Consider the following 23734-nt stretch of genomic DNA (forward strand, 5'->3'; position numbering starts at 1 on the left):
CCATCCGTTTCGCGCGCTCGCGGGCCGTCTTGCGTGAATGCGAGGCGGCGCACCTCAGCATCATGTTGCGCCTATCGAGTGGAGCGCCGCCGTCTCTCATCTCAACGATGTGATCAGCGTACACGCGCATGTCAGGCCGATGAGTTCGGCCATCGCACTGAGGGTCTTCACAGACCCTGCCGCGCTCGCGAATGAGATCAGCGACAAACGCACGCCATTCGGACGATGAGTAGAAGTCCTCGGCCACCTTCGGTGGCGGGCGCACGGTGCGCGTGTCCATTGTCCGAATGCGCGGCATCAACGTTCGGAGCATCGGCGAAGACTCCATCTCCCTTAAGTGATCAGCCTCTCGTCGTGGAAGGCCTGCAGCGCCGCTTTCATCGCCGTCAGATCGGCAACCGATCGGCCGCGCCATAGCACGCCGAATTGTCGGCCGCGCTCGTAGGCGAGTTGCGCGCTGCGAAGGTGGGGGTTCGGCCCGCGCTTGCCCTCGGGATAAATGAAACGTTTGCCCGCGTAGCCATCGCCGAAGCCAATGACGAATGCCGGCGAGTAGAACAGCGCATCGGTTGTCGTCGACATGGGCCGGCTAGCGTTGGTCGCCGTCATGACTTCACGCCTCGAATGCAACTGCGAAAAGCAAGAAGAACGGCCAAGCCGCACACCCGCCGTGGGCGAGCAGAAACGCGAGGACGAGGCAGACGAAAGCGCCGGCGGACATCTCGAGCTCCGTTAGTGCCTTGCGGCCGCGAATTCTTTTTCCAACGCGTCCTCGGGCGAGAGGCCGCCGTCGAACATTTCACGCCAACACGTCACACCGCCGGTCGCGATATATTTCGCGCCGTCGCCATCGGGCAGATTGAAACCGTATTCGATCAGCCGAGCGAGGCGGTCTAACCATTTCTGGAATTCCATCCCCTCTCGAGCTCCAATTGCAGGTATTCGGCTAGGCGAGCAAAGGACCGTACGGCCTCGGCCCTATATCGCTTGGGCGATTGCCCGCCTATGCGAATGCCTGCGAATTCGAATTATTCAAACCGTGAATGAGATTTGAATAATTATCGCCGCTTTTGCAGATTTGGGGACTGTCCGTCGCCGTCGGTTGTCCGGCCATAACGTCAGTCCCCTTTATTTAAAGTCCGCGATGTGATTTTGGGGCGGCCAACTCCCGGCAACTAAAGGCCCTCTATCGGATTTCGAGGTCATACGATCACATGACAGCCTCCTGAGTTACCGCGGCCAGGTTGTCCCGAGTTCGTGCGGTCCTTACGGCGCTGTAGGCCTGCCCGTGGCATACCCTCGAGCAAGGCCGGTGCCTTCCTGGCACCCCTCGAGGCGGGTCCGAATTTTCACGAATTGTCAGCGACAGTTACGCACCTATGAGCGGTGCACCTGGCGGCGGCGGGGTTCGAACTTGATCTAAGTCGAGTTCCGTCAACGGGCGAGAGCATTCGGGTCGATTTCTTCGCGGTCGGCTGATTGCTCGCTTGAGGCTGGCGTCTGCGACGCGGCAGCTTTGGTTTTGCATAGCCTGGCCGGATCAATTCGGCACGAAAAAACCCGGCATCGCTCGGGTGCCGGGTTTCAATCTCACACGTCTCGCGACGGTAGAAACGATTCGCACAGATTCGGGCCAAAGCGTAAAGGGGGTACTATTGGTTTTTTTCGTTTTTTTCGCCCTGAATTTCCAAAACGGTGAATTGCGGCTCAAATTGATCGCCCGATGGCCTGCAAAATAAATCGCGAACCCAGTCGCTATTCGAGGGCCATATGGTCTCTATAAGCCACTTCCGCTCGCGCGGTTTCGGCGATTTCGTCATTTTGACCTCGATAATGGGTCTTGCTGAAGAGCAACGGTTACCACCCAAGATGCGAGCTCGCGAAAACTCGCCTCATCTAACTGTAGGCTTTCATCGCCGACTCGAATTGCCACGCGCCCGTCGCCGAGAGCGGTCATCGTAAGCCACACCTCGCCGTCGCGGCCTTCCCCAAGCTGAAGCTTCGCGGGCTGCATTTTTGAGCCGGTGCGCGCGTTGACGAGCGTCATATCCGCTTTTCCCCTCGTCAATCCCGGTCGATACGCAATGCGAGTTCAGTGGTGATCTGTTTGTTTGCCGTCGACGCCGCTACCCTGGCGTATTTGGGGGAACCGGGATCAATCGAGACCTGAAAGGTCCGGAGCAACGACGACAATAATTCCTCTGTCGTCATCTTGTGGGCGGGTTTTGACAGGATTTCTTCGCTTTTTGCCATTTGCCCTATCCTTCCTTGATTGGCTCGGCGATGAAAGTTATCGCGTTGTCGCCCGCTTTAGGATGTCGGCGGCCTCGGCGGGCGTAAAAGCCCGCTGAAGCTTTACCCAAAGCTTCAGCGGATCGCGGCGGCTCTTCATTTCGCCGCCATGCTCGACAACCATCCACGGGACAACCGAAGACACTCCCAGATCGTAAGCCAAATCGGGGTGGAGCTCTTTGCCGAGATTTTCGCGCAGCCGTTCGAAAAGGCCGCCGGTTTCCCACAATTCGACGGTGATGATGTGCTGCGGACTTTCTGACATGACGATCCTCCCTCGTTCCCAAATCCTGAGCCCGTTTTTTGAGTATCAACCCCAGCAAGGCGGCGATTCGATCAGGCGATCAGCCGATCGAAAAACCGTTTGTCTTTCCACTGCTTCTTTTCGAGGTGGAAATATCCGCTTTGTGCGAAGGCCTCACCCGCATCTTTGGCATTGAACACCAAGTCCGGCAATTGGGTCTCGTCGACATCGCGAACGTATATCCACGTCACCCCGTCGAGGTGCTCGCCCGCCGGCAGATTGCGACCCGAGCGGTCAATCGTAGCGGTGAACCAATCTTTCGCGGCCGAAAGTCGGAATATGCGGAGCATCTTTAGCCTCGCGCCCTAAGTTCCGTTTTGACGTGCCAAGCCCAGCGCCGTAGCGATTCGATCAGCCTCGGGTGTGCCGCCGGTACTCAGCAACTGCCGCCAGAGCACCCAGCGCGAACGGTCCTAATCCCAGCACCCATGGCCAATTCGGAATTGTGTGCGGCCAGTTGTACGCCCAAACAAATTCACCGATGAAGCCCAGCACGGTGACACCTGCAAACTGTCTCGACGCCTCTTTCTCGGCCATGATACGCGTTTGCCGCTGTAGCTCGCGCAGGTGCTGGTCTTGCATCGGCCGTCACTCCCCCTTTTTGAGTTTCGCCCGAGAATACCCAGCGCTTTCGGCCGAGAGTAGTCCCTATTCGCCTCTCCGCTTTCGAAACACATCGCGGAAAGTCGGGAATTCGAAATGGCCATCTGCCAGTAGTGAGCGCATATCGGCAGCGCTCATTTCAAGCGCATTGACGACATAGCGGCCAGGCTCGGCGGCTTCCTCGACTGAGTATCCTTGCGAGATCAGCGACTCGACGACGTCGGCGATCGGCCGTTCGACCATGTCAGGCTTCCCCCCAAAAAACTCAGAACCAACGATAGCCAAGTCTCCAATCGAACCCGCTCAGTCTTCCAGCTTGTATGTTGCGCCCGCAATATCACAGTAGCGCCCCCAAGCCGTGCTTCGGCCGATGTGCGCTTCTGGAACGATACCTTCAAGCTTCTCGGCATCATTGGCGCTCAGTTCGACGACGATACCATCGCTCATCCCTGCCGCCTTCAAGGCCACCCGAAGGCCGGCCGTCGCTGCAACGATATCTGCATAGGCTTTACTCATCGCTGCTTTCTCCCCTCTAGCGCTTCGCGCAGCAACATTCGGATGGCTACCGATCGCTCTTTGCGGTCAGGAAGCGCTGCGGTTACTTCGTCAATCTCCTCCTGGAGATCTTCTGGAAGTCTGAGCATGAACGGCTTTCCCATCGTACCTCCCTCTTTCGGGGGACGACCGACCCGAACCTGTTCCACCTTCCGGCCTCGTTTAGGTTGCTTTGACATGCCAATTAGTATCGTAGCTCATAAATAATACAGCAAATCACGAAAAGTTGATTGAACAGGCCTCGAAGTGAGGATCGACTTAATTGACATTTCGTAGCTCAAAAAATATATTATAGATAGTTAGACGGTATGCAGGCCCTCCGCCAGAACGACCCGGAAAAAAGGCAGAAAGAACCAGCCGGGAAGCGAGCAGCGAAACTTGAGGACGACCGGCGGCCCGAACCCAGCGCTGAAAGGCGAAGGGCGAAGCTATGGAAACAACACGAGACTAGAAGCCTTCCTCATGCAAACGGCCCACCGTGATCCCTGGTGTTACTAGCACCAGGCGGTAGGCCGCGCGTGAGTATCCTTGGACGGGAAACTTCACATGAGAGTTGATATCACAACGTCAGAAGGCCTTGCAACGATCGGCGGATGCGCCGCTCTGTTTGCAGGCATCAATTGGACGATCGCGCATAGCGGAACGGGGCTGACGGCGTATCTGTCCTCCTCGGCTGTTCTAGCTGTCGCCGGCGGCATTGCCGTATTTGCCGGTGCTAGAGCGTTAGGAACCGGACGGAAAGACGCCGGACGTCTCCTACTCGCTATCTTCGTCGGCTTGGCGTGCGGCGAAGCATATAACTTCTACATGACCGCAAAGACGTCCGTTGCCTCCCAAGAGGAAGCCACAGCACCGATGCGGGAGAAAATGCGGAAGCACGACGATGCGGTGGCTCGTCTTCGCGAGATTGAAGCGGCGACACCGTCCACAATGCGCTTGACGGCGGCGAGGCAGGCTCTTGCTGACGCCAAGGTCGGCGGCGAATCCCAGCGCGTTCGAGATGCACAGAAGGCGCTCGATACCGCCCAGCTCGCCGCTGACGAGGAAGCCAAGGACGGTTGCAGAACCGTCTGCAAACAAAAGCAGGCGGAAGTGGCCAAGGCCCGCACGGGTCTCGCGGTAGCAATAGCTGCTGCGGCTCAAGATCGCCGGACGGACCTGGTCAATGCCGAGCGAGAAGTTACCGCAGCAATTGCCGAGGCTGACACAAAGCACGAAGCCAAAGTGAATGCCGCAAAGGCGGATGTGGAAGCAAGCCCGCTGCCACCATCGCCGACGTCGCTGTCTGACCGGACGGGGCTTCCCGCGTGGGGTCTCGACCTGTTTGAGGCTCTTCTGAAGTCGTTCGGACTTAACATCATGGCGGCAACTCTAATCGCCTACGGTGCGCAGCGTCCCGACGGCGGGAAAGACGACGTGCAGTCGGACTTTCCGGCCTCGGCCGCTGAACGTCCGGAACTGCCCAGGTTCTTCCGCCCGGATGGTCCTAAAGGCCAAGGGAAACGGGGTCCGGACCGTCCGAAACGACCCGGACCGTCCGGCGGACTGTCCAAAGAGGACGCCTTCAAAGACCTAGTGCAGCGATTGGCGGACGGTGAGACGATCCCGTCCGACTCGAAGCTCGCATCGGACTGGAATCGTCCGAAGCAGACGGTCCATGAGTGGATGAAGGGCTGGCGGAAGATTGGCGTCGTCCCTGCGCCCGTCCAGGTCGGACGGTGCAAACAGACGGCATTGGCGGAGTAGCTCACGTCCGGACAAATCGAGCCCTCGTCGGAAACGGCGGGGGCCTTCATTTCCGCAAAATAATGCGCATTTATACACACTTTCTATTGACGAGCGGCGCTGTTGTGTGTATCAATACACACAACAGAAAGGGCGGACGCAATGGAAGACAGCAGGGCAATCATTCGGAAACTGGAAGCTGATGGCTGGTACCTCGCCCGCACCAAGGGCAGCCATAATCAGTTCCGCCATCCGACGAAACCCGGCGTCGTCACTGTCCCCCACCCCTCGAAGGCTTTCGCAATGGGTACGTACCGCTCAATATATCGTCAGGCCGGGTGGCCATGGCCACCCAACTAGGAGTGATAACATGGCCTACTATACCGCTATTCTGCACCGTGGCGGAGACGACAGCATCGGCGTCTCGTTTCCTGACCTTCCCGGCTGCATCGCCCAGGGCGACTCGGTCGACGCCGCGCTGGTAAGCGCCGAGGATGCTGCGACCTTTCACGTCGAGGGATTAATCGAGGCTGGCGAAGCAGTGCCGGTGGCGAGATCGCTCGACGCACTACGCGCCGATCCGGAATTCTTCGACGACTTCGCCGGAAATATCGCGGTCGTGCTCGTGCCGCTGACGATTCCAAGCCGATCGGTTCGGGTAAATCTGACGTTCGATGAAAATCTTCTGGCAGCGATCGACCGGGCTGCCGAGCGCACTGGCGCGTCGCGATCAGGCTTCCTCGCTGATGCCGCCCGCGCGAAGTTGACCGCCGCGTGACCCTAAGCGGGCATTGATAAGTGTTGACCCTCGGTGCTGCCCAGCGCCGGGGGCTTTTTTTCTTTTGTGCCGAAAATGCCGGGCGTCCCGCCATGGCCCCAAGAAATTGGATTATGCTGAAAAATCGCCGCCCTGGCGAGGCGCCCGCAAAACCCTGGCACGACACTTCTGGAGAACGATTGTACGGAAGGCCCCATCCTAAGTTTTATCAACAATTATATTTTCCCGGCCTTCAAACTGCGCCGCCCTTCGCTAGGCTGCCAGTAGGTCTTTCTTTTCTAATCCAGATTGTACAATGCGCATCGCGGCGGGGTCGAAGCTGCGAGCCAACGCGAAGGCTTCTGCGGGTGAACCCGAGAGCCATGTCTCAAAGTCTGCTTCTTCGCTAAGCAGCACCGGCATCCGTTCGTGATTGATCGAATCTGTGAGCGCGTTCGGCGCCGTCGTCATGAACGAGTAGACGTCCAGCTCGACATTCGGGCCATCCTTTTTCACCGGGCCCTTCCAGCGCTGCCAGATGCCGGGAAAAGCGAATAGGCGGCGGTCCTCGTCGCCGTTGACGGCAAACCAATGCCATTGCGCGGGCTTGTCGCTATCCGGCTCGCAGTAGCTTGACGCCGGCACGAGGCAGCGCCGCTGCTCGAACGATGGCTTCCAAAACCGGCTTGATAGGATCTTGTCGTCACGGACGTTGGTGACCCGGCGAGGTGCCTTACCAGGTTGGAGGAGCACGAAGCCCCAGCTCATCGTGACCAGCTCGCGCTCGCCGTCCTCTGCCTTGCGGATCACGCTCCCGTTCCAGCCAGGAAATATCGCCGACTGCGGCTCGTTCGTCGTTGCGCGATTGTGCGCCACGCGGAAGAGGCGGCGGATCGCTTCGACGTTTCGGGTCTGGGAATACAGGTTGCACATCGAGCGCCGAAAATAGTCATCTGCCGCCGCGCTCGCAAGGCTCATACATCGTTTGTGACTTGAACCGACCGGCCGCGCCGTTAAATAGCGCGATGGGGAGATTTGGGACGGCCGACCGCATGGAGTCTGCCTATGGACCCAAACGATAGCCGGACCTGGCGGCTTCCGACCGATGACGCCTGGAGGAAATGCACGCTACGCGGCATCATCGAGGACGGCGCGCGAATTTGGCTCGATTGCTCGGGCTGCCAGCGGAGCAGCTACGTCGAAGCGTTGCCTTGGATCCAGCAGTATGGCGTCGATATCGACATGCCGCTGCTGCTGCTAGCCCGCCGCATCAGGTGCACCCGCTGCGGCCGACGCACGGTCGCTGTGAAGTCCGAGCCCTACAGAAATCTGCCAAGGGTTAAAAAACCCAAGCCTAATGGTGAAATCGCCTTTTGCCCGGCGTGCGATTCCGGCCGTGTTCAAGGATCGCACCCGCTCCGACGGCCGTACAATCCGTTGACGGCCGCAAGAGAATTCATGCGCAACCGCATCATGATCGAATGCGAGTGTCTCGATTGCGGCAACTGGTGGACGCAGCCTGAAGGACCACATCGGGCGACCGCTAGGACGGTCTCCTCTTTGGCTTGAAGAAGTCCCCACCCCTCTTACATACGATGCGTGCTGCGTAAAAACCCTTTCATCCCCCCAATGTTGCCGACGCTGGCGAAAGAGCCACCCGGAGGTCCCGAGTGGCTGCACGAGGCTAAGCTCGACGGCTTCCGCGCCCAGGTGCACGTTGAGAATGGAGCGGCCACTCTGTATAGCCGCAGCGGCGCCGATCTGACGAAACGGTTTCGAGCGATCCGGAGCACGATTGAAGGAATCCCGGCGAAGTCCGCCATCATCGACTGCGAGCTCGTCGCGTGCGGCGCGGATGGCTTGCCCTGCTTCAAGACTCTGATGGAGCTCGGCAACCGCGCGCCGGCACTGTGCCTTTGGGCGTTCGACCTCCTTTACCTGGACGGCGTCCGGATCACACCCATGCCACTGACCCAGCGCAAAGACATCCTGAACGATCTCGTCAACCAAGCAGACGACGAGCGGCTGCAGTTCTCAGGAGAATTCGTGGACCTGGAACGCCTATTGGCGGCCGGCGACACCACCAAGCTCGAGGGTGTCGTCTCGAAGCGGCGCGATTCCGCTTACCGATCCGGGAAGACGCGCGACTGGCTGAAGATCAAGACTGCGAGCTGGCGGGTCGCGAACCGCGATCGGTGGGAGATGTTCCAGAAGCGATAGGACCATCTCCAGAACTAACCATCACTTTCAGCGGCACTTGGTGCTCGCGATTAGTCCCGAGTCCGAGCAGCAGCACAATCCAAATTAGAAACGCCCCTGCCCCTGCCACGGCCACATAGGCGCGAAAGTCGCCGGCGGGGCTGATGGCGACGACAGCAATGATCGCGAGAAGCGCTAGCCCAAGGTAATTCCAGATTCTTCGGAACGTCTGATGTGGCACGAATTTTTGAAGCCAGCCGAAACCGAATTTGATGAGGGCGAGAGAAAGTCCGAGAGCTAGGCCAACGACAAGCAGTTCCATGATGATCCCCCGTGCCAGCAAGATAGTCTGTACAAGTGGGATCGTTATGGAGTCAATCTCACCGCTTCGCTGAACCGGGTACATTATTTGTCAGGCGCTTCGGTGTCATCGCGTCCGCGCCTCTTGCGCTCGTCGGTCGTGTCTCAGTTTGAAAAAACATCCCCGCAACCATTAGAGTATTCAACGAGTCGCGCACTTCGGCCGCGATCGGTTGGTCAGGGGATGGGGACAACTTGGCAAACAGGGAAGACGCTTGGGGTCGGTTATCGCGCATCGACACTCTCGTCTCGACGGGAGGATTCGTCGTGCCTCTCGTAACGGGTTCGCTTGAGGGCATCCCTTGGACATACCGCATTCCAGCAATGGCTATTACGGCGTGCGCTGTCTTGTTTCTGTGGCGGCATTTGACGCTACGTCGACTGTTGTTGCCGGGCATAGTTCAAAAAATCTATGAGAATGATCTGCTCACGCTCGGCGAACTGTTCGCGGGCCGTTCGCGCGTCACCGATATTACTTTCAGGGGCACAGAGTTTCGCGGACCTGGCGCAGTCTACATTGAAGCCAACTGCCGAATAACGGAGCCGCTTTACAGTCCGCATCTCGATACGCTGATTATCCTGCCACAGAACAACGCTTCTTTGTTGCCATTCTACAGGATCAGCAACAGCGTATTTGACCGATGTGTGTTCTCGTCTGTGGGGCTCCTTGTTGATCGGAACAACTATAGCCTTTTCGGATTGCCTGATCCGCCGGACGAGCCGAGGCTGCCTTTAGAACCGCCTCGTTCCGTTGATTTGCAGAACGTTGATGAAGTGCCACCGGCAACTACCTAAAAGCGTCACGCCGCAGCTTGTTTCTTGTACTTCTTCGGCCGTCCGGGTTTCGGTGCTGCTTCGTCCATTAAGCCGATAATCTCTTCCATGGTCCACAGATGATCCGTAAGTCCCGCAGCCATTGCGGGCGTCACCCGGAGCGTCTAGTGGATGCGCGTCGAGTTATAGAACGTGAAGTAGAGCGCCAGCGCGTGGCGATGGCTGGCAAGCTTTTTTGAGAACGCATTCGACAACCGCGTGAAACGCTTCATGCTCATGCGCATCGTCAGATTTTGGCGCTCGACATAGGACGTGCTGATGTGATCAGGATCAGGATCAGGATTGCCAACGACCGGCGTTTTCTTCGCGCCGATGCATTCTGGCGGGCTCCGCACTGTCATCATCTTCACCCGTGGCAATCCTCGCGATCTTCACCGCGTTGGACACAACGTCGGCTGGGCGCTTCTCGCCTTTAGGACCCTTTGGCATTCTTGGACCTGCTTATTCGTGAATAACCTCGGTGACGTTCCGGCTACCTATCAGGATTACATCTCCATCGCTTAGCACGCAGCGCAGGGGATCTCCGTCATCGATTCTTTCCACTCGTAGACCGCGCCGCCGCCCTTCCTGATAGTGCCATGGCAGCTGGCTCCCGACCTCAAGTATAAGATCTGGTTCGTTTTGTTTTTGATCGCCGTGTCGATGGATGACACGCTTAATCTTTTCAGACATTTCCGTACCACCGCGCCTCATTGCACAGCCGATCAAGAACTTCACGTCGAAACGGGTTCATCTCGTTATGAGCGCAATAGGCCCCTTCGTATCGAAGTGCGCATGCCACCTCGAACCAGTTCCGGCAGTATCCAGAACGAGCCAACTCGGGGCCTCTCCATCGAATGTAGTCTCTTTGGGTGCGTTGATCCATAGCGCTAAGCATGCCCGCAAATGGCTGCGGTAGAGGCAATGTCTGGGCCTGATGCTGTTCTCCCAGACGGTGCCCAAGTCCCTGGGCTCGGTCAGCCTTGCGGCCTCTGGTAGCGTCCATGTCGGGCGCCGCACCCTTCCCCTCTACCTAGCGCTAAGCATAGCACGGGATCAGGCCGCTTGGATCGCGGCGTCAATCGAGATATTTTTCAAACTGAGACACTACCCGCTCGTCGTTCAACTTCTTCAGTTATCGAAGTATGTCCGGCATCAGATTGCGCAGTGAGATCAACTTGACGATACCGTCCGGCTTGTCTTCCGGGAAGTGATCGACTTTCGCGAGTTCCTGCCACGCTTCCTCGATCATCACCGCAACCCGGTCGGTAGGATCTGGCTTGTCTCGCTCCGGCTTCGTCCAAGGTATGATCGGCTTGTCGTATCTGCTGCTGCCCATTGGCCAGGTTCTCCTGTCTGGCCGTTCCCGAATATGAATCTACTGCCGCAAGAAAGCAGCCGCAGCGCGCTAAATTCATCAGCTTGAAAGCTTGTGACCCCTATCGGCTACAGTCTCACTTTGTAGCCTATAGGGGTCAGCGCTAGAGCGCGAATGCGACTTCTGGCGACAGGCGGACTGCCTTTTTCAATACAGCTCCGGTTTCTGGGTCGCCGATGAGGTCGTCGCTTTCGAATAGCGCCAGGCCCGACACCATACAACGCACCGGCATAATCTCGCCGTCGGTTTCCAAAAGGATGAGGTCGGGATATCTCTGTTTGACTTCGCGGATAACACGCCGATCGCTGGCGCTCACGAGATCCCGATGACGTTTCAGCTCGTTTTCTAATGCGAGCCGTGCCGTTTTCGCTGCAGCATCTAGGCCTTGCCACTGCGCTAAGAGCCCGCGAATTTTTGGATGCGCGTATTCGGTTCTCGGCGATTGCGCAGATTCAATTCGATTAGCGGCTTCGGCGACTTGCCGTCTTTCTTTTATTCTTTCCAACGCTACTTCCCCACTCACTAAAACAAAATTACGCGTGCTCCCCTCCTGAGTGCACTGAACGACATGCGTGTACGTTACTTTTAACTAATACGAAAGAGCTGAAGCTATTGTATTATCACCCAAAAAGGGGAGAGTCTTAACCCTTTGCGTCATGGCCCCTTGATCATTCAGTTAGAAGGTCGAGGGCTCGATCGATGTAACGAGATCGCTCGTTTCTCTCGGCAATCGTTACGCTTTCTCGGATGGCCACGAGCGCATGATTGCCCATGGCGTGCAGGAAGTTTGTCAGCGATAGCTTGCCGAGCCCACTACGTCAGCGTCGCCTTCACGGCACGGTCACCCTTTTTCCGACGTTCGGCCCAGACTTCGCGCTGCCGGTCACTTAAACCGAAATGGCCTGTTCGTTGGGCCCTTTAAAGCTCCGCGTCGAAAGCGTTGACGTACTCAGCGATTATTATTTGGCGCTGCGAGGCCGCGCCGTAGGAGGCAGCCCCGCTGTAATTGACGATGATCCAAACCGGTTTGCTGCGGGTGGCCATCTATTCCTCCGCTGTCACTGATGGAGCGCCGGCCTGGTCATCGAATGACGGCAGCGGCGAGAGAACGGCGCGGGCTTTGCGCTCTTCGAGATCAGCTATTGCCACCGTTCGCCACTGGTCTCCGTGGCTCAACGCGAAGCGCGTCAGGTAGTGAAGGACAGCGGCTTGCTCGTCTTCTGCGCGGCGTTCGATGTCCTCGCCGGATGCCCTCAAAGCGGCGGCTATTCCAATGCACTGAAAGCACATCGTCCCAAGCACTTCGCGAAGCGCGGGCGTCAACGTCTCAGGGTAAGTCGGCCCATCCTGTGTCTCAGTCATAGGAGGTGCTTTCCTCGTCATCGAGTTTGGGGACGCCAGTGAATTGAGCCAGAAATCGGCCGTCTGTGCGTCCAGATCCAATGGCGTTACCATCAGCTTGGCTCGCGCTCTCCAATCGGATGTACCGCCCCAAAAGTACTCGCCGGAACCAACGACGTAAGCGTCGCATTGCGCGCCGACAATCAAGTCGCCCTCTGCCTTTGGACGCGAGTATTCGCTCTTGAAGCCGAGCGTCTCTCCGAACCAGAACAAGCCTGTTGGGCAATCGTCTAACGAAACTTTCAGTATTTCAGCCATGGCCGCGCTCCTTCTGATGACTTCGTTTTCAACCGCTCGAAACACCAGATCAGAAAATCTCGCTTGAGCTTGAGGCTCGTAAGGACCGCGTCCAGGAGCTTGTCCGTGAGCAAAAGGAGCGAGACAGAGCGGCAAGCCATGCCACCGCGCCGCTCCACCAAAGGAATTGATCGATCGCGCCCATCCTCACGCCTTCCCTGCTTTAGAGGCGGTGCGGCCCTCAATGGCGCTCGCGAATTCGCGTAGATGGCAAGCAAGATCGCCAGGGCAGCCTTCGCGATCACGTCGGCTGCAAACGTGCACTCCGGTATCAGGCTCGACGTGGCCGCGTTCGCAGTCTTGACCACAATCGATCTCGTCAGCAGCTTCTCTCAACGTCGCCGGCTCTGGCGGGTTTTCGAATTGCCAGAGTGCATTGCGAATGCGCGCATCTTCGGTTGTTATTCCGTCATGCGACACGACCTGTCGAAGCCCTGCCTTCATCACTTCTTTCATCCGCAACGTGCCTGCGTCGTCACCTTCACAGCGCACGACGCACACGGTGTCCCCAAGATCACGCACCACGAGCATGTTCGGCCCATCGGCGGCGCGCACAATGGAGCCCCGCCCGAAGCCGCACGTCGGGAGTTGTTGGACGGTGTCCGCCATCCTACCCCTCCCCATTCTGATCTGCTTTAGAGGTGGTGCTGTCGGGCTTCGATTGAATAGTGTTGCTCATGAACTCGATCATGCCGCGCGCCGCGCCGGAGATTTCACTCCACCGTTCGACAGGGATGTTGATCCAGCATTCTTTTCCCTCGAAAATCAGCACTCGCGCCGTCGCGCCGTCGCGGCGAACCTCGACTCTCCATTGAAAACCAGAGCCGTCGGCAAATGGAGCGATGCCCTTAGACATCACGAAATCTGTCGACGTTTTGTTGTTGTCGTCGGGCATCGACGTTCCCCCTCCAAAGGTTGCTAGAAAAACGAGAGTTGTGCGGCTTGCGATGACGCCGGCGTCGGCAGCGTCGTTTGCTCGAGTGCCGGCGGGTCCTCGTCGGCAACGTCGATGCTGGCCGACTGAATGAATGCGAGCGCGTCGCGGTCGGTGCGCACAAGCCCGAACGGATCGGGGACACCGGCCGCCTTGAGTTCGCGCTCGACGCGATCAATGTCGAAACACACCTGGCGCGGCGGCGCGGCGGGTCCGCGATTGGCGGGCGTGCTTCGAAACACCTGCCAAAGTCGCCGATATTCGGTCATCAGGTCGTCGACCGTCATGCTCACGATTCCGTTTGCTTGACGCAAAATGGCGTGCCGTCGGGCAGAAGCCTCGGCGTGACGCCACTGTAGAATTTGAGGTACTGACACCCTGTCGCCGGGTCGACGAAAATGTCCGGCAGCACAGGCGTCTTTTGCATTTGCGGCGGGACGCGAAAATATTGGACGCCGAGAACTAAGGCGACGCACGCGGCGAAGGTCGCAAGGACGAAGAAACCAAAACGTCGGTTATCGCGATCACACTCGCGTTCGAATTTTTCCACGTCTTCTCTGCTGACTGCTGCTTCCGGCATCATTTCCCCCGGTGTTCAAATTCTTGCGTCAACGCCACCTCGAGCGGCGAATACCGGCCGCCTCGCCATGTCTTGCTAATATCGGCCGCGCGCTGAATGACCCGGTCGATGAACGCGAGAAGCGCCGGTTCGTCCCAAGCGGGGATTCCGTTGTCGCGCGCGATCGCGAGGACCTCGACCAACCAGGCGTCGACGTCGAGCTCGGGGCCCATGTCGTGAAAACCGTTCTCAAGGTCCTCGAGGCCACCCTCCCGGTCCGAGACTTTCTCGAGGCGGGACATCGCGGCCTCGACGAGCGAGTCCCGGTGTGACTTCGTTCGTACCCAGATGCGCCAGAAGCCGCGATATTTGAAAAAGGCGCCCTTGTGCGTTTTCTCGACGTTGTCGTCCTCGAGACGCGTGCCTTTCATGATCTTTGCAGGCCGTGCGGCGCGGTTGTGACCGAACCGGCGCTTGACGTCATTGCCATCGTAAACCGTGACCGATACGTTCGATTCCGAAGCGACGAAGCAAAGCGCCGCCGGCGCCATAAGCCGAAACGTCTCGAGTCGCGTCCGCTTCCAGAAGCGTTCGGCCTTGGCCGGATCCGCAGGTATCGTGATCAGTGTCGTCATCGTGCCCCCCGTGCGCGTCGATTGCCTGCCTGGATTTGCTCGAGCGCGATCGCGCGGTTCGTCGAGCCGGCATCCTTAAATTCGTTCGCGATGATCCAAACGCCCTCGAGCGCAAGCTTGAGCACCTGAGAAACGCGGACCGCCGATATTTTTCGGCCCTGGACGATGCGCGTGAGTTGAGCGATCTGCCTCATTGAGAGCGCGTCGTCTCTCGATGCGAAATAGAGGACCCATTGCGCTGTCGTGAATTCGGTACTCTTGCCGATGCGCCACCCGCCCGACTTCGCGGCTTCACCTGGCAATAGGTGACGCGCGCCCAGCGCCGTGAACCAGGACATCGCGACGCCGTAATCGTCGAGGTCTGGTTGCACGGCTTCGAAGCGCGGCCGGATAGAAGGCGCACGCTTAGCCTCCCATTCGGCCAGGTCTCGCAACTGTTGATCGCTCAAACCACTGTCGCGCCGATCGAGGCCGAGGCCGAACGAGGCACGGACGAACATATCTTCCTGCGCGAGCGCTCGCATGATGCGCCCCTCGGCGTCGGCGCGCGTGACGTAGCCAGCGGGCGCGTATCGAATCCGGGAAATGTCGAGCCACCAAAGGGAGCGCTTCTGCCCGTTCGCGCGCTTCGGCCCATTGCGGGCCTGGTCACGGTCCGCTTCCATTTCAGCAGCGTCGGCAGCGGCATCGGCGGCCGAGTATGATTGCCGCGACGACCACATTCGCGGAGGTTCGTCCTCGTCGGGCAGCGTGAGCGCAACGGGCGGCAACGGAAACAGTTTGAATTTGTCGGGATCAATCGGCGCCCAAAAGTCCGGTTGCTCGGATCGCAGCGTGCGCCAGGCCTTCCATGGCTGCAACGGGTCGCGCGGTTTCTTCCCGCACGGCAGGAAAACTGCGTAGGTTGTCTTATTGACCTTTTCGTAAGTGACCCAGCAGGCCGCACGCGTTTGGGGATGCGTTACGCGCGCGGCCTCGAAGGGCCCTCGGCCATTCCAAATAACGCGTACAGGAAACCTTTGCGGCAGGTTGACCCCGTCGAACTTGTAGAATTGCCGAAAAAGAAGAGGTGTCGTCACGCGGCGAGCCTCCGAGAAGAGCAGTCCGCATCGCCAGTTGATTGCGGCTCGCGCCAGGCCTCGGGATAAATGCGGCTCGAGCCGCGACCGAAGTCGTGCGTCCAATAAGAGCGCGGCTCGTTCGGGATTCCTTGGAAAAGCCATCCCGTGACGACGCGGCCGTCCGCCAAGCGCATGTCGACGGGGTTCGTGTGCTTGAGTTCGGCCATCGGGCGGAATTCGACGGACATCAGTGCCTCGCTTCCTCGCCCGCGGCGTCGAGAATTTCGTTCATCGTGGCGTACGCCAGGTGCGGCGCCATCGGCGGGGCCGGAGCATAGCTCGGCGATCGAGCACCGCCTGGCGGCAACGGCGGGGGCGTGTTTGCTGCGACTGGCTGCGCAGTTTCGACCGGCCGCGCTGACGGCAAATATCCGTAGCGGCGCGCGATAGTCAGAAGGCCATTCAAGATCGTCGAGGCATTCTGCGACTGCATTTCTATGATGTCCTCGACTTGTCGAATGAGCTCGGCGTCTCGAGCGAGCATCGAGCTGTGCAAACGCGTAACGTCCGCGGTCGCCGCGTCGGCGGCCTCGTTCATTCGCCGGGTCATCTCGTCGATTTGTTCGTGAAGCTTCACAGTATCCCCCTTTCGTATGACCCGCGCTCGAGCTCGGCGCCCGTCGAAGGGTCGGTTTCAATCCATTCGTGATAGTTCCAATCGAGTGCGCATCTGCTCAGGCCCTCGAACTTTTCGAGCTCGGGAGCGGCGAGCGCGAACACCGCATCCTCGTCCTCGAGCAACGTCTCGGCGACGCGTGCGTGCTTCTCGGTCATGGCTCCGGCCCTCAGTGCTTCGTTTTGTCGGTTTTCTTGCTGGCCGAGCCGACTGTTTCGTCGCGAGGCTCGCGGGTTCGCTTCGGCTCGGGAAGCGTTTCGGCGTCTTCTTTCGAGAGGCGTTGCGCCGCCTCGATGTCTGTCGGAATTCCGAGGGCATGCCGAACGACGTCGACCTCGGCTTCGAAAGTCAGTTGAGCGAGCATTTTGTCGGGATCGTTTTTCACCGCGAGCTTTTCTTTGACGGCGCGCGATGACTTTCTCGGTGAACCCGTCGGATTTGTCCTCGGCCTTGTAGGTTTTCATTTCGTCTTGGAGCTCGGCCATTTGCTCGACGAGCGCGATGCGTCGGTCGACGCGTCGATTGATTTCAACTTTGGCGTTGCCGCCGACTTGCATTGTTTCGTCGCCCATAGTGACCCCCTCTTAGGTTGCAGGCGTGAGCAGCGCGCGGCCGAGCTCGGTCGGGATTTCCGGCGCGGGCTTCGGTTCGCGTGAGATTTTTTCGATTTCGTAGGCGAGCTCGTAAACGCTCGGGACTTTGCGCAGGTACTTGAGCGCCAGGCCTTCCTCGAGCCGGCCGTTGTGATTGCGATCGCGCAAGGCGTCTTTCTCGAGCTTGATGCGCGCCATCGTGGCGAGGCGACGAATTCGCCTTCTGACACCGCGCCTCGAAATCACGACGCGCGGGACTCGCTTCAATGGCGTCCCGTCCTCGGCCTTCGCGTCGTAGTTCACGCGATACCGCGGCGGCGCCGGCCGGCGTGTGTGCTTCGCTGCCATTGGTAGAATTCACTCCTTATTTGACGAACTGAAGTGAGCGGTACTGACAAACAGGGCAACACAGCCAACCGCGAACGGTGTGGCAGGCGTCGCGTCGGAAAGTTCCGCAGTGTTTGGTGCACTTGAACAGCGCACCGGGTTCATACTCGGGGAACTTCATCGCCTTCGCTCCTTTGCAAATTGTCGATGATTTCGCGAAAAGCGGGGCGCGTCGTCGTTTCGGAAAAGAGCGTCGCGCGACGCCTTTCGGCGTGACGATCGGCGCGAAGTATCGTTTTGCGAATTTGCTCAATAAAATCGTGCGTCATGACGTGGATAGTCACGGCTGAGGGAGATCGCGGCATCAGGCGACACCCTTTTTCAGCTTGCGAATTTTTTCTTTGATCTCGGCGCGGACTTCCTCAGGCGAGCGCGCGTAGCGCATCGTCCGGCCGCATGTGCCGCGCCAATCCCAGACAAACCAGGCATGATCCTCGCTCGGCCCATTGACTTTGCCGTTGGCGTCGAGCTTCGGATCGAACCACCAAATGCGGTCTGTCAACGTGATTTTCATTCCCCACGCGGGATGCTCGTTGAAAATGTCCGACCGCGTCACAGCGGAATCGAATTTAACGCCGAGCAGCATTGCGACCAGGCCGCGCTTAGGCTTGGTGAGCTCGAGCGCTTTGCGCACGAATTCCTCGGCGAGCTTGTAAGGAGGGTTCGTAATGATCGCGTCGAATTCGAAGGGCAAAAACGGCCGTTGATCGTCGAGAAAATCGCCGACCATGATGCGATTGCCGCCGAACAGTTCGGGGCGATCGCTCGGCGCGTGAAGGTCGGACGGAATGACCTCAAGCCCGTCGGCCTCGAGGGCATCGACCATTTGCAGCGTGCCGGCGGCCGGTTCCCAAACCGTCATTCCGCGACGGAACCGCGGGCCCATAATTTCTTTCGTGAGCGCGTGCGTCGCCCACGCCGGCGTCATGTAAGCGTCGCGCTCGATGCGCTCATAACCCGACTCGCGTTGCGCCATTAGCGGCGCTCCCGTGCGATGCGCTCGGCGATGTCGAGTAAGATCAGATAGCCGAGAAAATCTTTCGGCGTGTTCTCGTCCATGAATTCGAGGCCGCGGACGAGCCGGCTGATTTTGTCGTCGATACGAACGCGAAGCTGCTCGACGGCATCCGACTGCGCGAACAGCCGAACCGGGTCGAGTGCGCTGTTCCCGTATGAGCGATTTTTTTCGATGAGCAGCGCGCGGATGCTCTCGAGCGAATTGTCGAGCTGAGCTTCGAACGTGAGCCCGCCGACCATGACGGCGCGCGCGGCGTTTTCGAGCGTTGTCATTGTGCCGGCCGCCGTTCCTTGAGTTGCCGCGCGAGTTCACGCTCGGCACCGGCTTGGATGCGCTTCCGTGCGTTGTGCAAATTGTCCGGCCATTTGAAGTTCGCACCGCGCTTGCACGCATCGATGAGCAATCGGTTCTCGAGCATGTCGACCGGCTCGTCGGGATCGATCGCGTCGGGCTCGGCTGGCTTCGACGCCGGCGGAAACACGCCCGCGAAAATCGCTCGCGCTTGCGCCTCGAGGCCGAAGCGCTTCACGGCCTCGAGGTGATCGCGGAACATTTCGAGGAAATAGTTGCGCGGGTCGATGTCGCCGGCGTCGACCTCGTCGACAGCGCGGACATGGTTCGATAGGCCGCTCATGCAGCTGCCCTCCGGGTTTCGATGTAGACTTCGGTTACGCTTGGAAATGCCGCGCTTAACGCCGCGCGAAATTGTGCCGACATGCTCAGCTCGACGGATTTTTTCCGCCACTCGTCGTGCGTCGATACGTAGGCCACGACGCGGTTGCCACGGCTTGTAACGAGGCGGTCGATCACGAACGTCGAAAATGCCTGGCGTGCCGCCGTCTCGCCGAGCATTCGCTCAAGGGTGGCCATGACGCGCGGCCATTCACTCATCAGATCCACGTCACCGCTGAGCACCCGCTGCGGCGGCCGGTTGTTGATGGCAAGGTTCACCGCGTCCGAAATATCGGACGGCTTCACCGAGAACCGCCGCTCCGCGAGCAGCGTAACGACGATCTTTTCCGCCTCGGCAGCGGTGAGCCCCTTTTTGGCGATCCACCCGGCTAGCGATTGGAGAGCACCGGCAAGGCTCGGCGCGTTGAGACGGCGCTGGATGACGATCGGGCGCAACACCGCATTTATTGCAAACCGCTTTGCCTCATCGTCCGGCGCTTGGGCCGTGACTTCGCGAAGCGCACTTTCCGTTTCGCTTAATCGCCTTGCTCTCCCTCGCCCCCCAACGGGGGGTTGGGGGGGAGATTCTTTCTTTCCGTTAGGAAGGGCCGTTAAAGAAGGGTCGTTCTGGTGTGAAGGCGTATGATCACACCTGCTGTGATCTGCCGCGCTCACACCTGGTGTGATTGGCGGCGACGAGTTGCATCCGGCATGTGACGCGTGCGTCACATTCGAATTTTTGCCTTCTGAGCCATGCGAGACGTGCATTGCTTCGAATTCGCCCTGGCCGTCGTATTCGCCGCCATCATCATTCGGGTCGACATCATCGGGCTCGTCTATGGTCGGCGGCTCGCCGCGATCCATGATCGTCCGGTAATAAAAGGCCCGACCGGCAGCATCCTGCTTTCGTCTCTCAACGTAGCCCCAGGTGCATAGGTCTTTGAGTTTGCGATTGACGGTTTCGCGCGAGAGGCCGACGCGCTCGCCGATCGTGATCTGTTTGAGGCGGCACCAACCGGATTTATCAGTATGACGTCCAATGACGAGATAGACACGAAAGTGCGAAACGTCCGCGCGCGGATCCTCGGCAAAGTCGCCAGCAACAATCGAATAACGTGGCGCCATTGCGCAAAAACTTCCCCGCATTTCGGGCACACGTTCGCGATCGGAAAAACAGAGTTTCTCCGCGCGTCGGCACGCCCGTCTTTTCGTGAAACTCGACCCCGAACCAACTCCGCCCAGTGCTAACCCCGCGCCGAGCGGTATTTCTTACGCGGCTACGTCGAAGACCGACGCATCCACGCCCAAACCCTTGTTTTTCAGCCCCGTTTCGCTCGCTGGCGCACCCCTCGGATGCTGCTGGACGCCAGGTTCTGGCCGCGCTTTGGGCACGCGCATCCGCTGGCGGGTTTCGGCATCCTTGAGCGCCCTTTTGTGCCTAGCGGCGGCCAATTCCTCGGCCGTTGGGATGCGATAAACGACCGCTCGCCCTTGCGATCTAGCCGCGCGCCGCAAGTGCCGGTAGGTATCGTTTTTGTCGATATATGCGCGCCGCTTTTCGATGCCGAGTTCGACCGAGAGCAGCGAGAGGAACGTGCCGCGGTCGAGCTCTTCGAATCGCTCCTCGTACGCGAAATCTTTGAAAGCGTCGTACACGCCCGCCGACGTGTGCCACCCCGAATAGCATTCCGAAATCATCCAAGCGACGAACCGCTCGAGGATCTTTTCTTTTGCGACCCCTGACCGACGAAGTCGCACGTTGCGCCGCGCCGGTAGCGACGCGGGTTCGTCGGCAGCCCAATCGTCAACGATGGCGGCCGGTACGGTCTTAACAAGGACCGGCTCAACGGGCGCAACGCGCACCGGAGCCGCGGTCGCTTTCAACCGAGCAGGAAACCGGTTCTTTATCGCGAGGCCGACTGACGACGTCGCGAGTGCGCCAAATCCGAAAATCGTTAGTAGCTCAATCATTCGGCCCCCACCCTTCTGAAGGAGGCGCCGCCGCAATGGACAAACGGCGGCGCCTATCAGAAGGAAACCATGGCAAGACGCAAAGAAAGCAACTGACGCAACAAACCCCGGCGGCTCTGATCGCCAGGTGACTAGTTCAGGCGGCCTCGAGAGCCGACGGCTCCGAGACGACTGCCGGTTCGGTTTCGAGCTCCGGCAAGTCATAGAAATCGTTCGGCATGACCTCGCCGCGGGTGTCGACATAGATGTCGACCATCGTTTCTCGGTTCGGAATTCGACCCGCGGCGTACCGTTGGACGGCGCTAACGTGGCGACCGATTCGGTCGCCGAACGCCGCAAGGGTCAATTTTTCCTTTTTAATCCAAGCCCCGAGCTTCATGTGCGAATCTCCCTCCACAGCTTTTCTCGTATTTGGCGAAAAAATGCAAGCTTTGGATTTCGCCATTTATGATGTATCGACTAAGGTCGCCGCGCGGTAAGTTGGGTAATGTCAAAAAATCGTGTCCGCGAAATCCGAAAGCTGAAAAAACTCACGCTTATGCAAGCAGCTGAGAAAATAGGGATTTCGCATTCACAACTCGCACGGATCGAGACGTCCGAGCGCGGCTTGACACTCCCCATGGCCGAACAGATCGCCCAAGGTTTGGAGTGGAACGACGTGGCATATTTGATCGGAATTGAACCGGGTCAGAGCATCGAGATTGAGCCGAGCTTTGCTGGCGACGCCGAGGCTTTCGAAGCTCGTCACCTTCCATTTAAACCCGACCCAAAAGCGAAAACTGAGCCTTGGCGCATCTTGCGGCCGGTACTTGACCTGGCCGGCTTACCGGACCGAGCCATAGCCTTCGTCGATACGAATGCGGAAGGCCTCGAGGATCTGAAGCCGCTCGAGAAGGTGCTCGGGCAATACACGGACCCCCGGAGCGGAAAAACGAGCGTCGTCGTACGGCAATTCCTGCCGCCCTACCTACTGACGACGAATTCGGACAGCTGCAACGAAATCCCGGTCGACATGCGCGGTGAGGTTATTCTCCGCGGCATCATCCGCTCGCACCTGGTACTGAACGACTAAGTCACCCCCCACCCACTTCCACGAGAGAGGCCCGGCGGCTCCGTCGGGCCTTTTTTGTAGTCCGCCATTATATTTCTCGTATTTGGCGAATTCCTCTTGTGTTGATTTCGCCAAATCTGCATATGCTTCCCCTGCGGTGCATGCGTCGCCACTGGCGGGGGACAATGACTAATCCAAATTTCGCGCGTGATGAGTTTGTCGAAGGCGCCGGCGTAGCGCGAAGTGGCAAGCCTTTCTCGCCACACACGTCGCGGCCCTGGCAAAGCGGCTTCACATTCCAAAAGCGCCGCCAGGTGCTCAAGGCAATCGGCCCGGCCAAATATCATTTCGTCGAGCTCTTGCTCGTTTCGCTCGGCCTCGTCTGCCAAATGCTCGCATCCCAAGGCGCAGAGGTTCGCGACCTCGCCGAAGCGTGCGCGCACCGCGCATTCGAAGGCACCGACATCGAGCAGGACACCGACCCGCGCGTCGACCCGCCGGCACAGGCTTTCGAGCTCGTCCAATGAGCGGGGTTCGTCGAGACACAAGCGGCGACGCGTTCGCAGATTTCCTAGCGAGCCGAACGGAGCCCGAAATCAAGCTCTCGAGCGCCGAGGCAACGCGCATTCGCGAAGTCCTCGAGGAAGCGGATTCGGTACTGAAACAGGTTGAGGGTCTAAAGCAAATGACGCTCGTCAAACGCGCGCGCAACGTCCGCACTCAACTCGTTCTCGCTTACGCGGCTCTTCTAAGGTCGAAGAGTGAGCAATGACGAAGCCCGAGGAAACGGCAGCGGCCGCAAAGGTTCCTATTCGGCTTATGGCCGAATGTCTCCACCGCGAGCTAGGCGACCGCTATCGGCGATTTTCTCCTCGCGTTCGCGACGGCAAGATGACTGCCGCGGAGTCGGCGAAGGAAATCGCCGAAATGCGTGCCGCGCGAAACTTGCTGCGCATCCTGGCGGAGTGCGATCAGGACGCCTTGCGGAGCTTCCTAATGGCGGACCGCGAAATGCGTCGCGCCCTCGAGCAGAAAGACGAAGTCGACAATTTGCTCGAGACGGACGCCGGCGCGCGCCAGGTCGTCAGCGCATTCCCGAATTCGACCGTGCTGCTCAATGAGCGCAAGCCCGTCGAATACACGGGCGAGGAATTCTTGGGTGCGGGCTCGGCGGACGATAGCGACATCTTTCCTTACGACCGCCGCGCGGTAGAGGGCCCGGCCCCATGATGCAGGATGACGAAGCGGCCAAAATTCTAACCAAAGCAGTCGGCCTTTGGATGACAAACGAAATGGCCAAAGGGGTGAAGCCGGCCGACCTCGGAAAATCACTTTCGAAGGGTCTCGGCACAGCCGTCCGATGGTACGCGAGCGCCGCAACGGACGCGCACCAAGTCGACGTCGTCATCACCGAAATCGCGAAACCAATTCTCGCCGACGCGCTGTTCTCGCGCGCCGCAGTTGTCACGTGCAGTGAAGAAAAGAGGGGCTGA

Annotated in this window: 42 protein-coding genes and 1 pseudogene; 11 read left to right on the top strand and 32 right to left on the bottom strand. The window is 59.0% G+C overall.

What is annotated here, in order from left to right:
- Positions 1 to 333: 333 nt before the first annotated feature.
- From AACL53_RS18335 to AACL53_RS18375, 9 genes are all read right to left on the bottom strand, one after another.
- Positions 334 to 609 (bottom strand): hypothetical protein, encoded by a 276-nt coding sequence (locus AACL53_RS18335; RefSeq protein WP_339085988.1) that lies wholly within the window; start codon positions 607 to 609, stop codon positions 334 to 336.
- Positions 610 to 732: 123 nt separating this feature from the next.
- Complete coding sequence (locus AACL53_RS18340) at positions 733 to 915, bottom strand: hypothetical protein (RefSeq protein ID WP_339085989.1); 183 nt, start codon at positions 913 to 915, stop codon at positions 733 to 735.
- Positions 916 to 1816: 901 nt separating this feature from the next.
- On the bottom strand, positions 1817 to 2047 hold the full coding sequence (locus AACL53_RS18345; RefSeq protein ID WP_339085990.1) for a hypothetical protein: 231 nt from the start codon (positions 2045 to 2047) through the stop codon (positions 1817 to 1819).
- Between the two features lie 17 nt (positions 2048 to 2064).
- Positions 2065 to 2253 carry a hypothetical protein gene (locus AACL53_RS18350; protein WP_339085991.1) on the bottom strand — a complete coding sequence of 63 codons (189 nt, stop codon included), beginning with the start codon at positions 2251 to 2253 and terminating at the stop codon, positions 2065 to 2067.
- A gap of 37 nt (positions 2254 to 2290) precedes the next feature.
- Positions 2291 to 2557: a hypothetical protein gene (locus tag AACL53_RS18355; protein WP_339085992.1), complete on the bottom strand. Its 267-nt coding sequence runs from the start codon at positions 2555 to 2557 to the stop codon at positions 2291 to 2293.
- A 71-nt stretch (positions 2558 to 2628) separates the two neighbouring features.
- Entirely contained in the window at positions 2629 to 2886 is a 258-nt protein-coding gene (locus AACL53_RS18360; RefSeq protein ID WP_339085993.1) for a hypothetical protein, read from the bottom strand.
- Between the two features lie 61 nt (positions 2887 to 2947).
- Entirely contained in the window at positions 2948 to 3178 is a 231-nt protein-coding gene (locus tag AACL53_RS18365; protein ID WP_339085994.1) for a hypothetical protein, read from the bottom strand.
- Between the two features lie 66 nt (positions 3179 to 3244).
- Positions 3245 to 3442, bottom strand: a complete 198-nt coding sequence (locus tag AACL53_RS18370; protein WP_339085995.1) for a hypothetical protein — start codon at positions 3440 to 3442, stop codon at positions 3245 to 3247.
- Between the two features lie 60 nt (positions 3443 to 3502).
- A complete protein-coding gene (locus AACL53_RS18375) occupies positions 3503 to 3715 on the bottom strand; it encodes a hypothetical protein (RefSeq protein WP_339085996.1) in 213 nt (70 codons plus the stop codon).
- A gap of 585 nt (positions 3716 to 4300) precedes the next feature.
- Between AACL53_RS18375 and AACL53_RS18380 the strand changes: the two genes are divergently transcribed.
- From AACL53_RS18380 to AACL53_RS18390, 3 genes are all read left to right on the top strand, one after another.
- Positions 4301 to 5500, top strand: a complete 1200-nt coding sequence (locus tag AACL53_RS18380) for a hypothetical protein (RefSeq protein WP_339085997.1) — start codon at positions 4301 to 4303, stop codon at positions 5498 to 5500.
- Between the two features lie 141 nt (positions 5501 to 5641).
- Positions 5642 to 5839, top strand: coding sequence for a type II toxin-antitoxin system HicA family toxin (locus AACL53_RS18385; protein WP_339085998.1), 198 nt, complete (start codon positions 5642 to 5644; stop codon positions 5837 to 5839).
- 10 nt (positions 5840 to 5849) lie between these two features.
- On the top strand, positions 5850 to 6257 hold the full coding sequence (locus AACL53_RS18390; RefSeq protein WP_339085999.1) for a type II toxin-antitoxin system HicB family antitoxin: 408 nt from the start codon (positions 5850 to 5852) through the stop codon (positions 6255 to 6257).
- Positions 6258 to 6509: 252 nt separating this feature from the next.
- On the opposite strand, the gene AACL53_RS18395 is transcribed toward AACL53_RS18390, so the two are convergent.
- Complete coding sequence (locus AACL53_RS18395; protein ID WP_339086000.1) at positions 6510 to 7214, bottom strand: SOS response-associated peptidase family protein; 705 nt, start codon at positions 7212 to 7214, stop codon at positions 6510 to 6512.
- A gap of 87 nt (positions 7215 to 7301) precedes the next feature.
- Here AACL53_RS18395 and AACL53_RS18400 point away from each other — a divergent pair, with 87 nt between their 5' ends.
- From AACL53_RS18400 to AACL53_RS18410, 3 genes are all read left to right on the top strand, one after another.
- Entirely contained in the window at positions 7302 to 7805 is a 504-nt protein-coding gene (locus tag AACL53_RS18400) for a hypothetical protein (RefSeq protein WP_339086001.1), read from the top strand.
- Positions 7806 to 7865: 60 nt separating this feature from the next.
- Positions 7866 to 8456, top strand: coding sequence for a hypothetical protein (locus AACL53_RS18405; protein ID WP_339086002.1), 591 nt, complete (start codon positions 7866 to 7868; stop codon positions 8454 to 8456).
- 606 nt (positions 8457 to 9062) lie between these two features.
- Entirely contained in the window at positions 9063 to 9590 is a 528-nt protein-coding gene (locus AACL53_RS18410; RefSeq protein WP_339086003.1) for a hypothetical protein, read from the top strand.
- A gap of 5 nt (positions 9591 to 9595) precedes the next feature.
- Here the strand turns inward: AACL53_RS18410 and AACL53_RS18415 are convergent.
- From AACL53_RS18415 to AACL53_RS18520, 22 genes and pseudogenes are all read right to left on the bottom strand, one after another.
- A pseudogene (locus tag AACL53_RS18415) lies at positions 9596 to 9964 on the bottom strand (IS1 family transposase); the annotation flags it as partial.
- Positions 9965 to 10743: 779 nt separating this feature from the next.
- Entirely contained in the window at positions 10744 to 10947 is a 204-nt protein-coding gene (locus AACL53_RS18420) for a hypothetical protein (protein ID WP_339086004.1), read from the bottom strand.
- Between the two features lie 142 nt (positions 10948 to 11089).
- Complete coding sequence (locus tag AACL53_RS18425; protein WP_339086005.1) at positions 11090 to 11302, bottom strand: hypothetical protein; 213 nt, start codon at positions 11300 to 11302, stop codon at positions 11090 to 11092.
- A 602-nt stretch (positions 11303 to 11904) separates the two neighbouring features.
- Positions 11905 to 12030, bottom strand: coding sequence for a hypothetical protein (locus AACL53_RS18430; RefSeq protein WP_339086006.1), 126 nt, complete (start codon positions 12028 to 12030; stop codon positions 11905 to 11907).
- The gene (locus AACL53_RS18435; RefSeq protein WP_339086007.1) at positions 12031 to 12645 is read right to left on the bottom strand and encodes a hypothetical protein; all 615 of its coding nucleotides are present in this window, start codon (positions 12643 to 12645) and stop codon (positions 12031 to 12033) included.
- Positions 12646 to 12831: 186 nt separating this feature from the next.
- Complete coding sequence (locus tag AACL53_RS18440; protein WP_339086008.1) at positions 12832 to 13293, bottom strand: hypothetical protein; 462 nt, start codon at positions 13291 to 13293, stop codon at positions 12832 to 12834.
- A gap of 1 nt (position 13294) precedes the next feature.
- A complete protein-coding gene (locus AACL53_RS18445) occupies positions 13295 to 13579 on the bottom strand; it encodes a hypothetical protein (protein ID WP_339086009.1) in 285 nt (94 codons plus the stop codon).
- A 23-nt stretch (positions 13580 to 13602) separates the two neighbouring features.
- Positions 13603 to 13905, bottom strand: coding sequence for a hypothetical protein (locus tag AACL53_RS18450; protein WP_339086010.1), 303 nt, complete (start codon positions 13903 to 13905; stop codon positions 13603 to 13605).
- Between the two features lie 2 nt (positions 13906 to 13907).
- Complete coding sequence (locus tag AACL53_RS18455; RefSeq protein ID WP_339086011.1) at positions 13908 to 14168, bottom strand: hypothetical protein; 261 nt, start codon at positions 14166 to 14168, stop codon at positions 13908 to 13910.
- Between the two features lie 29 nt (positions 14169 to 14197).
- Complete coding sequence (locus AACL53_RS18460) at positions 14198 to 14812, bottom strand: hypothetical protein (protein WP_339086012.1); 615 nt, start codon at positions 14810 to 14812, stop codon at positions 14198 to 14200.
- Positions 14809 to 15891, bottom strand: a complete 1083-nt coding sequence (locus tag AACL53_RS18465) for a hypothetical protein (RefSeq protein ID WP_339086013.1) — start codon at positions 15889 to 15891, stop codon at positions 14809 to 14811. The genes AACL53_RS18460 and AACL53_RS18465 overlap by 4 nt, the downstream gene beginning before the upstream one ends.
- Complete coding sequence (locus AACL53_RS18470; RefSeq protein ID WP_339086014.1) at positions 15888 to 16121, bottom strand: hypothetical protein; 234 nt, start codon at positions 16119 to 16121, stop codon at positions 15888 to 15890. The genes AACL53_RS18465 and AACL53_RS18470 overlap by 4 nt, the downstream gene beginning before the upstream one ends.
- Entirely contained in the window at positions 16121 to 16510 is a 390-nt protein-coding gene (locus AACL53_RS18475) for a hypothetical protein (protein WP_339086015.1), read from the bottom strand. The genes AACL53_RS18470 and AACL53_RS18475 overlap by 1 nt, the downstream gene beginning before the upstream one ends.
- A complete protein-coding gene (locus tag AACL53_RS18480) occupies positions 16507 to 16707 on the bottom strand; it encodes a hypothetical protein (protein WP_339086016.1) in 201 nt (66 codons plus the stop codon). Before AACL53_RS18480 ends, AACL53_RS18475 begins: the two co-directional genes overlap by 4 nt.
- An 11-nt stretch (positions 16708 to 16718) precedes the next feature.
- Positions 16719 to 16934 (bottom strand): hypothetical protein, encoded by a 216-nt coding sequence (locus AACL53_RS18485; protein WP_339086017.1) that lies wholly within the window; start codon positions 16932 to 16934, stop codon positions 16719 to 16721.
- A gap of 199 nt (positions 16935 to 17133) precedes the next feature.
- Positions 17134 to 17490, bottom strand: a complete 357-nt coding sequence (locus tag AACL53_RS18490; RefSeq protein WP_339086018.1) for a hypothetical protein — start codon at positions 17488 to 17490, stop codon at positions 17134 to 17136.
- Between the two features lie 343 nt (positions 17491 to 17833).
- Positions 17834 to 18505, bottom strand: a complete 672-nt coding sequence (locus AACL53_RS18495; protein WP_339086019.1) for a hypothetical protein — start codon at positions 18503 to 18505, stop codon at positions 17834 to 17836.
- Positions 18505 to 18819 (bottom strand): hypothetical protein, encoded by a 315-nt coding sequence (locus tag AACL53_RS18500; protein ID WP_339086020.1) that lies wholly within the window; start codon positions 18817 to 18819, stop codon positions 18505 to 18507. Before AACL53_RS18500 ends, AACL53_RS18495 begins: the two co-directional genes overlap by 1 nt.
- Positions 18816 to 19181 carry a hypothetical protein gene (locus AACL53_RS18505; RefSeq protein WP_339086021.1) on the bottom strand — a complete coding sequence of 122 codons (366 nt, stop codon included), beginning with the start codon at positions 19179 to 19181 and terminating at the stop codon, positions 18816 to 18818. The genes AACL53_RS18500 and AACL53_RS18505 overlap by 4 nt, the downstream gene beginning before the upstream one ends.
- Entirely contained in the window at positions 19178 to 20344 is a 1167-nt protein-coding gene (locus tag AACL53_RS18510; protein ID WP_339086022.1) for a helix-turn-helix domain-containing protein, read from the bottom strand. Before AACL53_RS18510 ends, AACL53_RS18505 begins: the two co-directional genes overlap by 4 nt.
- 144 nt (positions 20345 to 20488) lie before the next feature.
- On the bottom strand, positions 20489 to 21190 hold the full coding sequence (locus AACL53_RS18515; RefSeq protein ID WP_339086023.1) for a hypothetical protein: 702 nt from the start codon (positions 21188 to 21190) through the stop codon (positions 20489 to 20491).
- 136 nt (positions 21191 to 21326) lie between these two features.
- Entirely contained in the window at positions 21327 to 21569 is a 243-nt protein-coding gene (locus tag AACL53_RS18520; RefSeq protein WP_339086024.1) for a hypothetical protein, read from the bottom strand.
- Between the two features lie 108 nt (positions 21570 to 21677).
- On the opposite strand from AACL53_RS18520, the gene AACL53_RS18525 reads away from it, so the two are divergent.
- The 5 genes from AACL53_RS18525 (at position 21678) to AACL53_RS18545 (ending at position 23734) form a co-directional block, all read left to right on the top strand.
- A complete protein-coding gene (locus AACL53_RS18525) occupies positions 21678 to 22262 on the top strand; it encodes a helix-turn-helix domain-containing protein (RefSeq protein ID WP_339086025.1) in 585 nt (194 codons plus the stop codon).
- Positions 22263 to 22426: 164 nt separating this feature from the next.
- Positions 22427 to 22768: a hypothetical protein gene (locus AACL53_RS18530; protein WP_339086026.1), complete on the top strand. Its 342-nt coding sequence runs from the start codon at positions 22427 to 22429 to the stop codon at positions 22766 to 22768.
- Positions 22765 to 23013, top strand: coding sequence for a hypothetical protein (locus AACL53_RS18535; RefSeq protein ID WP_339086027.1), 249 nt, complete (start codon positions 22765 to 22767; stop codon positions 23011 to 23013). The genes AACL53_RS18530 and AACL53_RS18535 overlap by 4 nt, the downstream gene beginning before the upstream one ends.
- Positions 23010 to 23471, top strand: a complete 462-nt coding sequence (locus AACL53_RS18540; protein ID WP_339086028.1) for a hypothetical protein — start codon at positions 23010 to 23012, stop codon at positions 23469 to 23471. Before AACL53_RS18535 ends, AACL53_RS18540 begins: the two co-directional genes overlap by 4 nt.
- Positions 23468 to 23734, top strand: coding sequence for a hypothetical protein (locus AACL53_RS18545; RefSeq protein ID WP_339086029.1), 267 nt, complete (start codon positions 23468 to 23470; stop codon positions 23732 to 23734). The genes AACL53_RS18540 and AACL53_RS18545 overlap by 4 nt, the downstream gene beginning before the upstream one ends.

Origin of the sequence: Hyphomicrobium sp. ghe19, from assembly GCF_902712875.1 — a bacterium.
In the GTDB taxonomy this organism is placed as follows: domain Bacteria; phylum Pseudomonadota; class Alphaproteobacteria; order Rhizobiales; family Hyphomicrobiaceae; genus Hyphomicrobium_B.

What these genes read in the sequence shown, in the direction of transcription:
- AACL53_RS18375 (WP_339085996.1), bottom strand. Translation starts at nt 3,715, where the DNA reads ATGAGTAAAGCCTATGCAGATATCGTTGCAGCGACGGCCGGCCTTCGG.
- AACL53_RS18405 (WP_339086002.1), top strand. Translation starts at nt 7,866, where the DNA reads ATGTTGCCGACGCTGGCGAAAGAGCCACCCGGAGGTCCCGAGTGGCTG.
- AACL53_RS18445 (WP_339086009.1), bottom strand. Translation starts at nt 13,579, where the DNA reads ATGCCCGACGACAACAACAAAACGTCGACAGATTTCGTGATGTCTAAG.
- AACL53_RS18345 (WP_339085990.1), bottom strand. Translation starts at nt 2,047, where the DNA reads ATGACGCTCGTCAACGCGCGCACCGGCTCAAAAATGCAGCCCGCGAAG.
- AACL53_RS18505 (WP_339086021.1), bottom strand. Translation starts at nt 19,181, where the DNA reads ATGAGCGGCCTATCGAACCATGTCCGCGCTGTCGACGAGGTCGACGCC.
- AACL53_RS18545 (WP_339086029.1), top strand. Translation starts at nt 23,468, where the DNA reads ATGATGCAGGATGACGAAGCGGCCAAAATTCTAACCAAAGCAGTCGGC.
- AACL53_RS18525 (WP_339086025.1), top strand. Translation starts at nt 21,678, where the DNA reads ATGTCAAAAAATCGTGTCCGCGAAATCCGAAAGCTGAAAAAACTCACG.
- AACL53_RS18450 (WP_339086010.1), bottom strand. Translation starts at nt 13,905, where the DNA reads ATGACGGTCGACGACCTGATGACCGAATATCGGCGACTTTGGCAGGTG.
- AACL53_RS18420 (WP_339086004.1), bottom strand. Translation starts at nt 10,947, where the DNA reads ATGGGCAGCAGCAGATACGACAAGCCGATCATACCTTGGACGAAGCCG.
- AACL53_RS18395 (WP_339086000.1), bottom strand. Translation starts at nt 7,214, where the DNA reads ATGAGCCTTGCGAGCGCGGCGGCAGATGACTATTTTCGGCGCTCGATG.
- AACL53_RS18390 (WP_339085999.1), top strand. Translation starts at nt 5,850, where the DNA reads ATGGCCTACTATACCGCTATTCTGCACCGTGGCGGAGACGACAGCATC.
- AACL53_RS18370 (WP_339085995.1), bottom strand. Translation starts at nt 3,442, where the DNA reads ATGGTCGAACGGCCGATCGCCGACGTCGTCGAGTCGCTGATCTCGCAA.
- AACL53_RS18385 (WP_339085998.1), top strand. Translation starts at nt 5,642, where the DNA reads ATGGAAGACAGCAGGGCAATCATTCGGAAACTGGAAGCTGATGGCTGG.
- AACL53_RS18440 (WP_339086008.1), bottom strand. Translation starts at nt 13,293, where the DNA reads ATGGCGGACACCGTCCAACAACTCCCGACGTGCGGCTTCGGGCGGGGC.
- AACL53_RS18340 (WP_339085989.1), bottom strand. Translation starts at nt 915, where the DNA reads ATGGAATTCCAGAAATGGTTAGACCGCCTCGCTCGGCTGATCGAATAC.
- AACL53_RS18360 (WP_339085993.1), bottom strand. Translation starts at nt 2,886, where the DNA reads ATGCTCCGCATATTCCGACTTTCGGCCGCGAAAGATTGGTTCACCGCT.
- AACL53_RS18365 (WP_339085994.1), bottom strand. Translation starts at nt 3,178, where the DNA reads ATGCAAGACCAGCACCTGCGCGAGCTACAGCGGCAAACGCGTATCATG.
- AACL53_RS18500 (WP_339086020.1), bottom strand. Translation starts at nt 18,819, where the DNA reads ATGACAACGCTCGAAAACGCCGCGCGCGCCGTCATGGTCGGCGGGCTC.
- AACL53_RS18435 (WP_339086007.1), bottom strand. Translation starts at nt 12,645, where the DNA reads ATGGCTGAAATACTGAAAGTTTCGTTAGACGATTGCCCAACAGGCTTG.
- AACL53_RS18510 (WP_339086022.1), bottom strand. Translation starts at nt 20,344, where the DNA reads ATGGCGCCACGTTATTCGATTGTTGCTGGCGACTTTGCCGAGGATCCG.
- AACL53_RS18495 (WP_339086019.1), bottom strand. Translation starts at nt 18,505, where the DNA reads ATGGCGCAACGCGAGTCGGGTTATGAGCGCATCGAGCGCGACGCTTAC.
- AACL53_RS18515 (WP_339086023.1), bottom strand. Translation starts at nt 21,190, where the DNA reads ATGATTGAGCTACTAACGATTTTCGGATTTGGCGCACTCGCGACGTCG.
- AACL53_RS18490 (WP_339086018.1), bottom strand. Translation starts at nt 17,490, where the DNA reads ATGGCAGCGAAGCACACACGCCGGCCGGCGCCGCCGCGGTATCGCGTG.
- AACL53_RS18470 (WP_339086014.1), bottom strand. Translation starts at nt 16,121, where the DNA reads ATGTCCGTCGAATTCCGCCCGATGGCCGAACTCAAGCACACGAACCCC.
- AACL53_RS18520 (WP_339086024.1), bottom strand. Translation starts at nt 21,569, where the DNA reads ATGAAGCTCGGGGCTTGGATTAAAAAGGAAAAATTGACCCTTGCGGCG.
- AACL53_RS18355 (WP_339085992.1), bottom strand. Translation starts at nt 2,557, where the DNA reads ATGTCAGAAAGTCCGCAGCACATCATCACCGTCGAATTGTGGGAAACC.
- AACL53_RS18335 (WP_339085988.1), bottom strand. Translation starts at nt 609, where the DNA reads ATGACGGCGACCAACGCTAGCCGGCCCATGTCGACGACAACCGATGCG.
- AACL53_RS18535 (WP_339086027.1), top strand. Translation starts at nt 22,765, where the DNA reads ATGAGCGGGGTTCGTCGAGACACAAGCGGCGACGCGTTCGCAGATTTC.
- AACL53_RS18540 (WP_339086028.1), top strand. Translation starts at nt 23,010, where the DNA reads ATGACGAAGCCCGAGGAAACGGCAGCGGCCGCAAAGGTTCCTATTCGG.
- AACL53_RS18350 (WP_339085991.1), bottom strand. Translation starts at nt 2,253, where the DNA reads ATGGCAAAAAGCGAAGAAATCCTGTCAAAACCCGCCCACAAGATGACG.
- AACL53_RS18380 (WP_339085997.1), top strand. Translation starts at nt 4,301, where the DNA reads ATGAGAGTTGATATCACAACGTCAGAAGGCCTTGCAACGATCGGCGGA.
- AACL53_RS18480 (WP_339086016.1), bottom strand. Translation starts at nt 16,707, where the DNA reads ATGACCGAGAAGCACGCACGCGTCGCCGAGACGTTGCTCGAGGACGAG.
- AACL53_RS18400 (WP_339086001.1), top strand. Translation starts at nt 7,302, where the DNA reads ATGGACCCAAACGATAGCCGGACCTGGCGGCTTCCGACCGATGACGCC.
- AACL53_RS18460 (WP_339086012.1), bottom strand. Translation starts at nt 14,812, where the DNA reads ATGACGACACTGATCACGATACCTGCGGATCCGGCCAAGGCCGAACGC.
- AACL53_RS18530 (WP_339086026.1), top strand. Translation starts at nt 22,427, where the DNA reads ATGACTAATCCAAATTTCGCGCGTGATGAGTTTGTCGAAGGCGCCGGC.
- AACL53_RS18430 (WP_339086006.1), bottom strand. Translation starts at nt 12,030, where the DNA reads ATGGCCACCCGCAGCAAACCGGTTTGGATCATCGTCAATTACAGCGGG.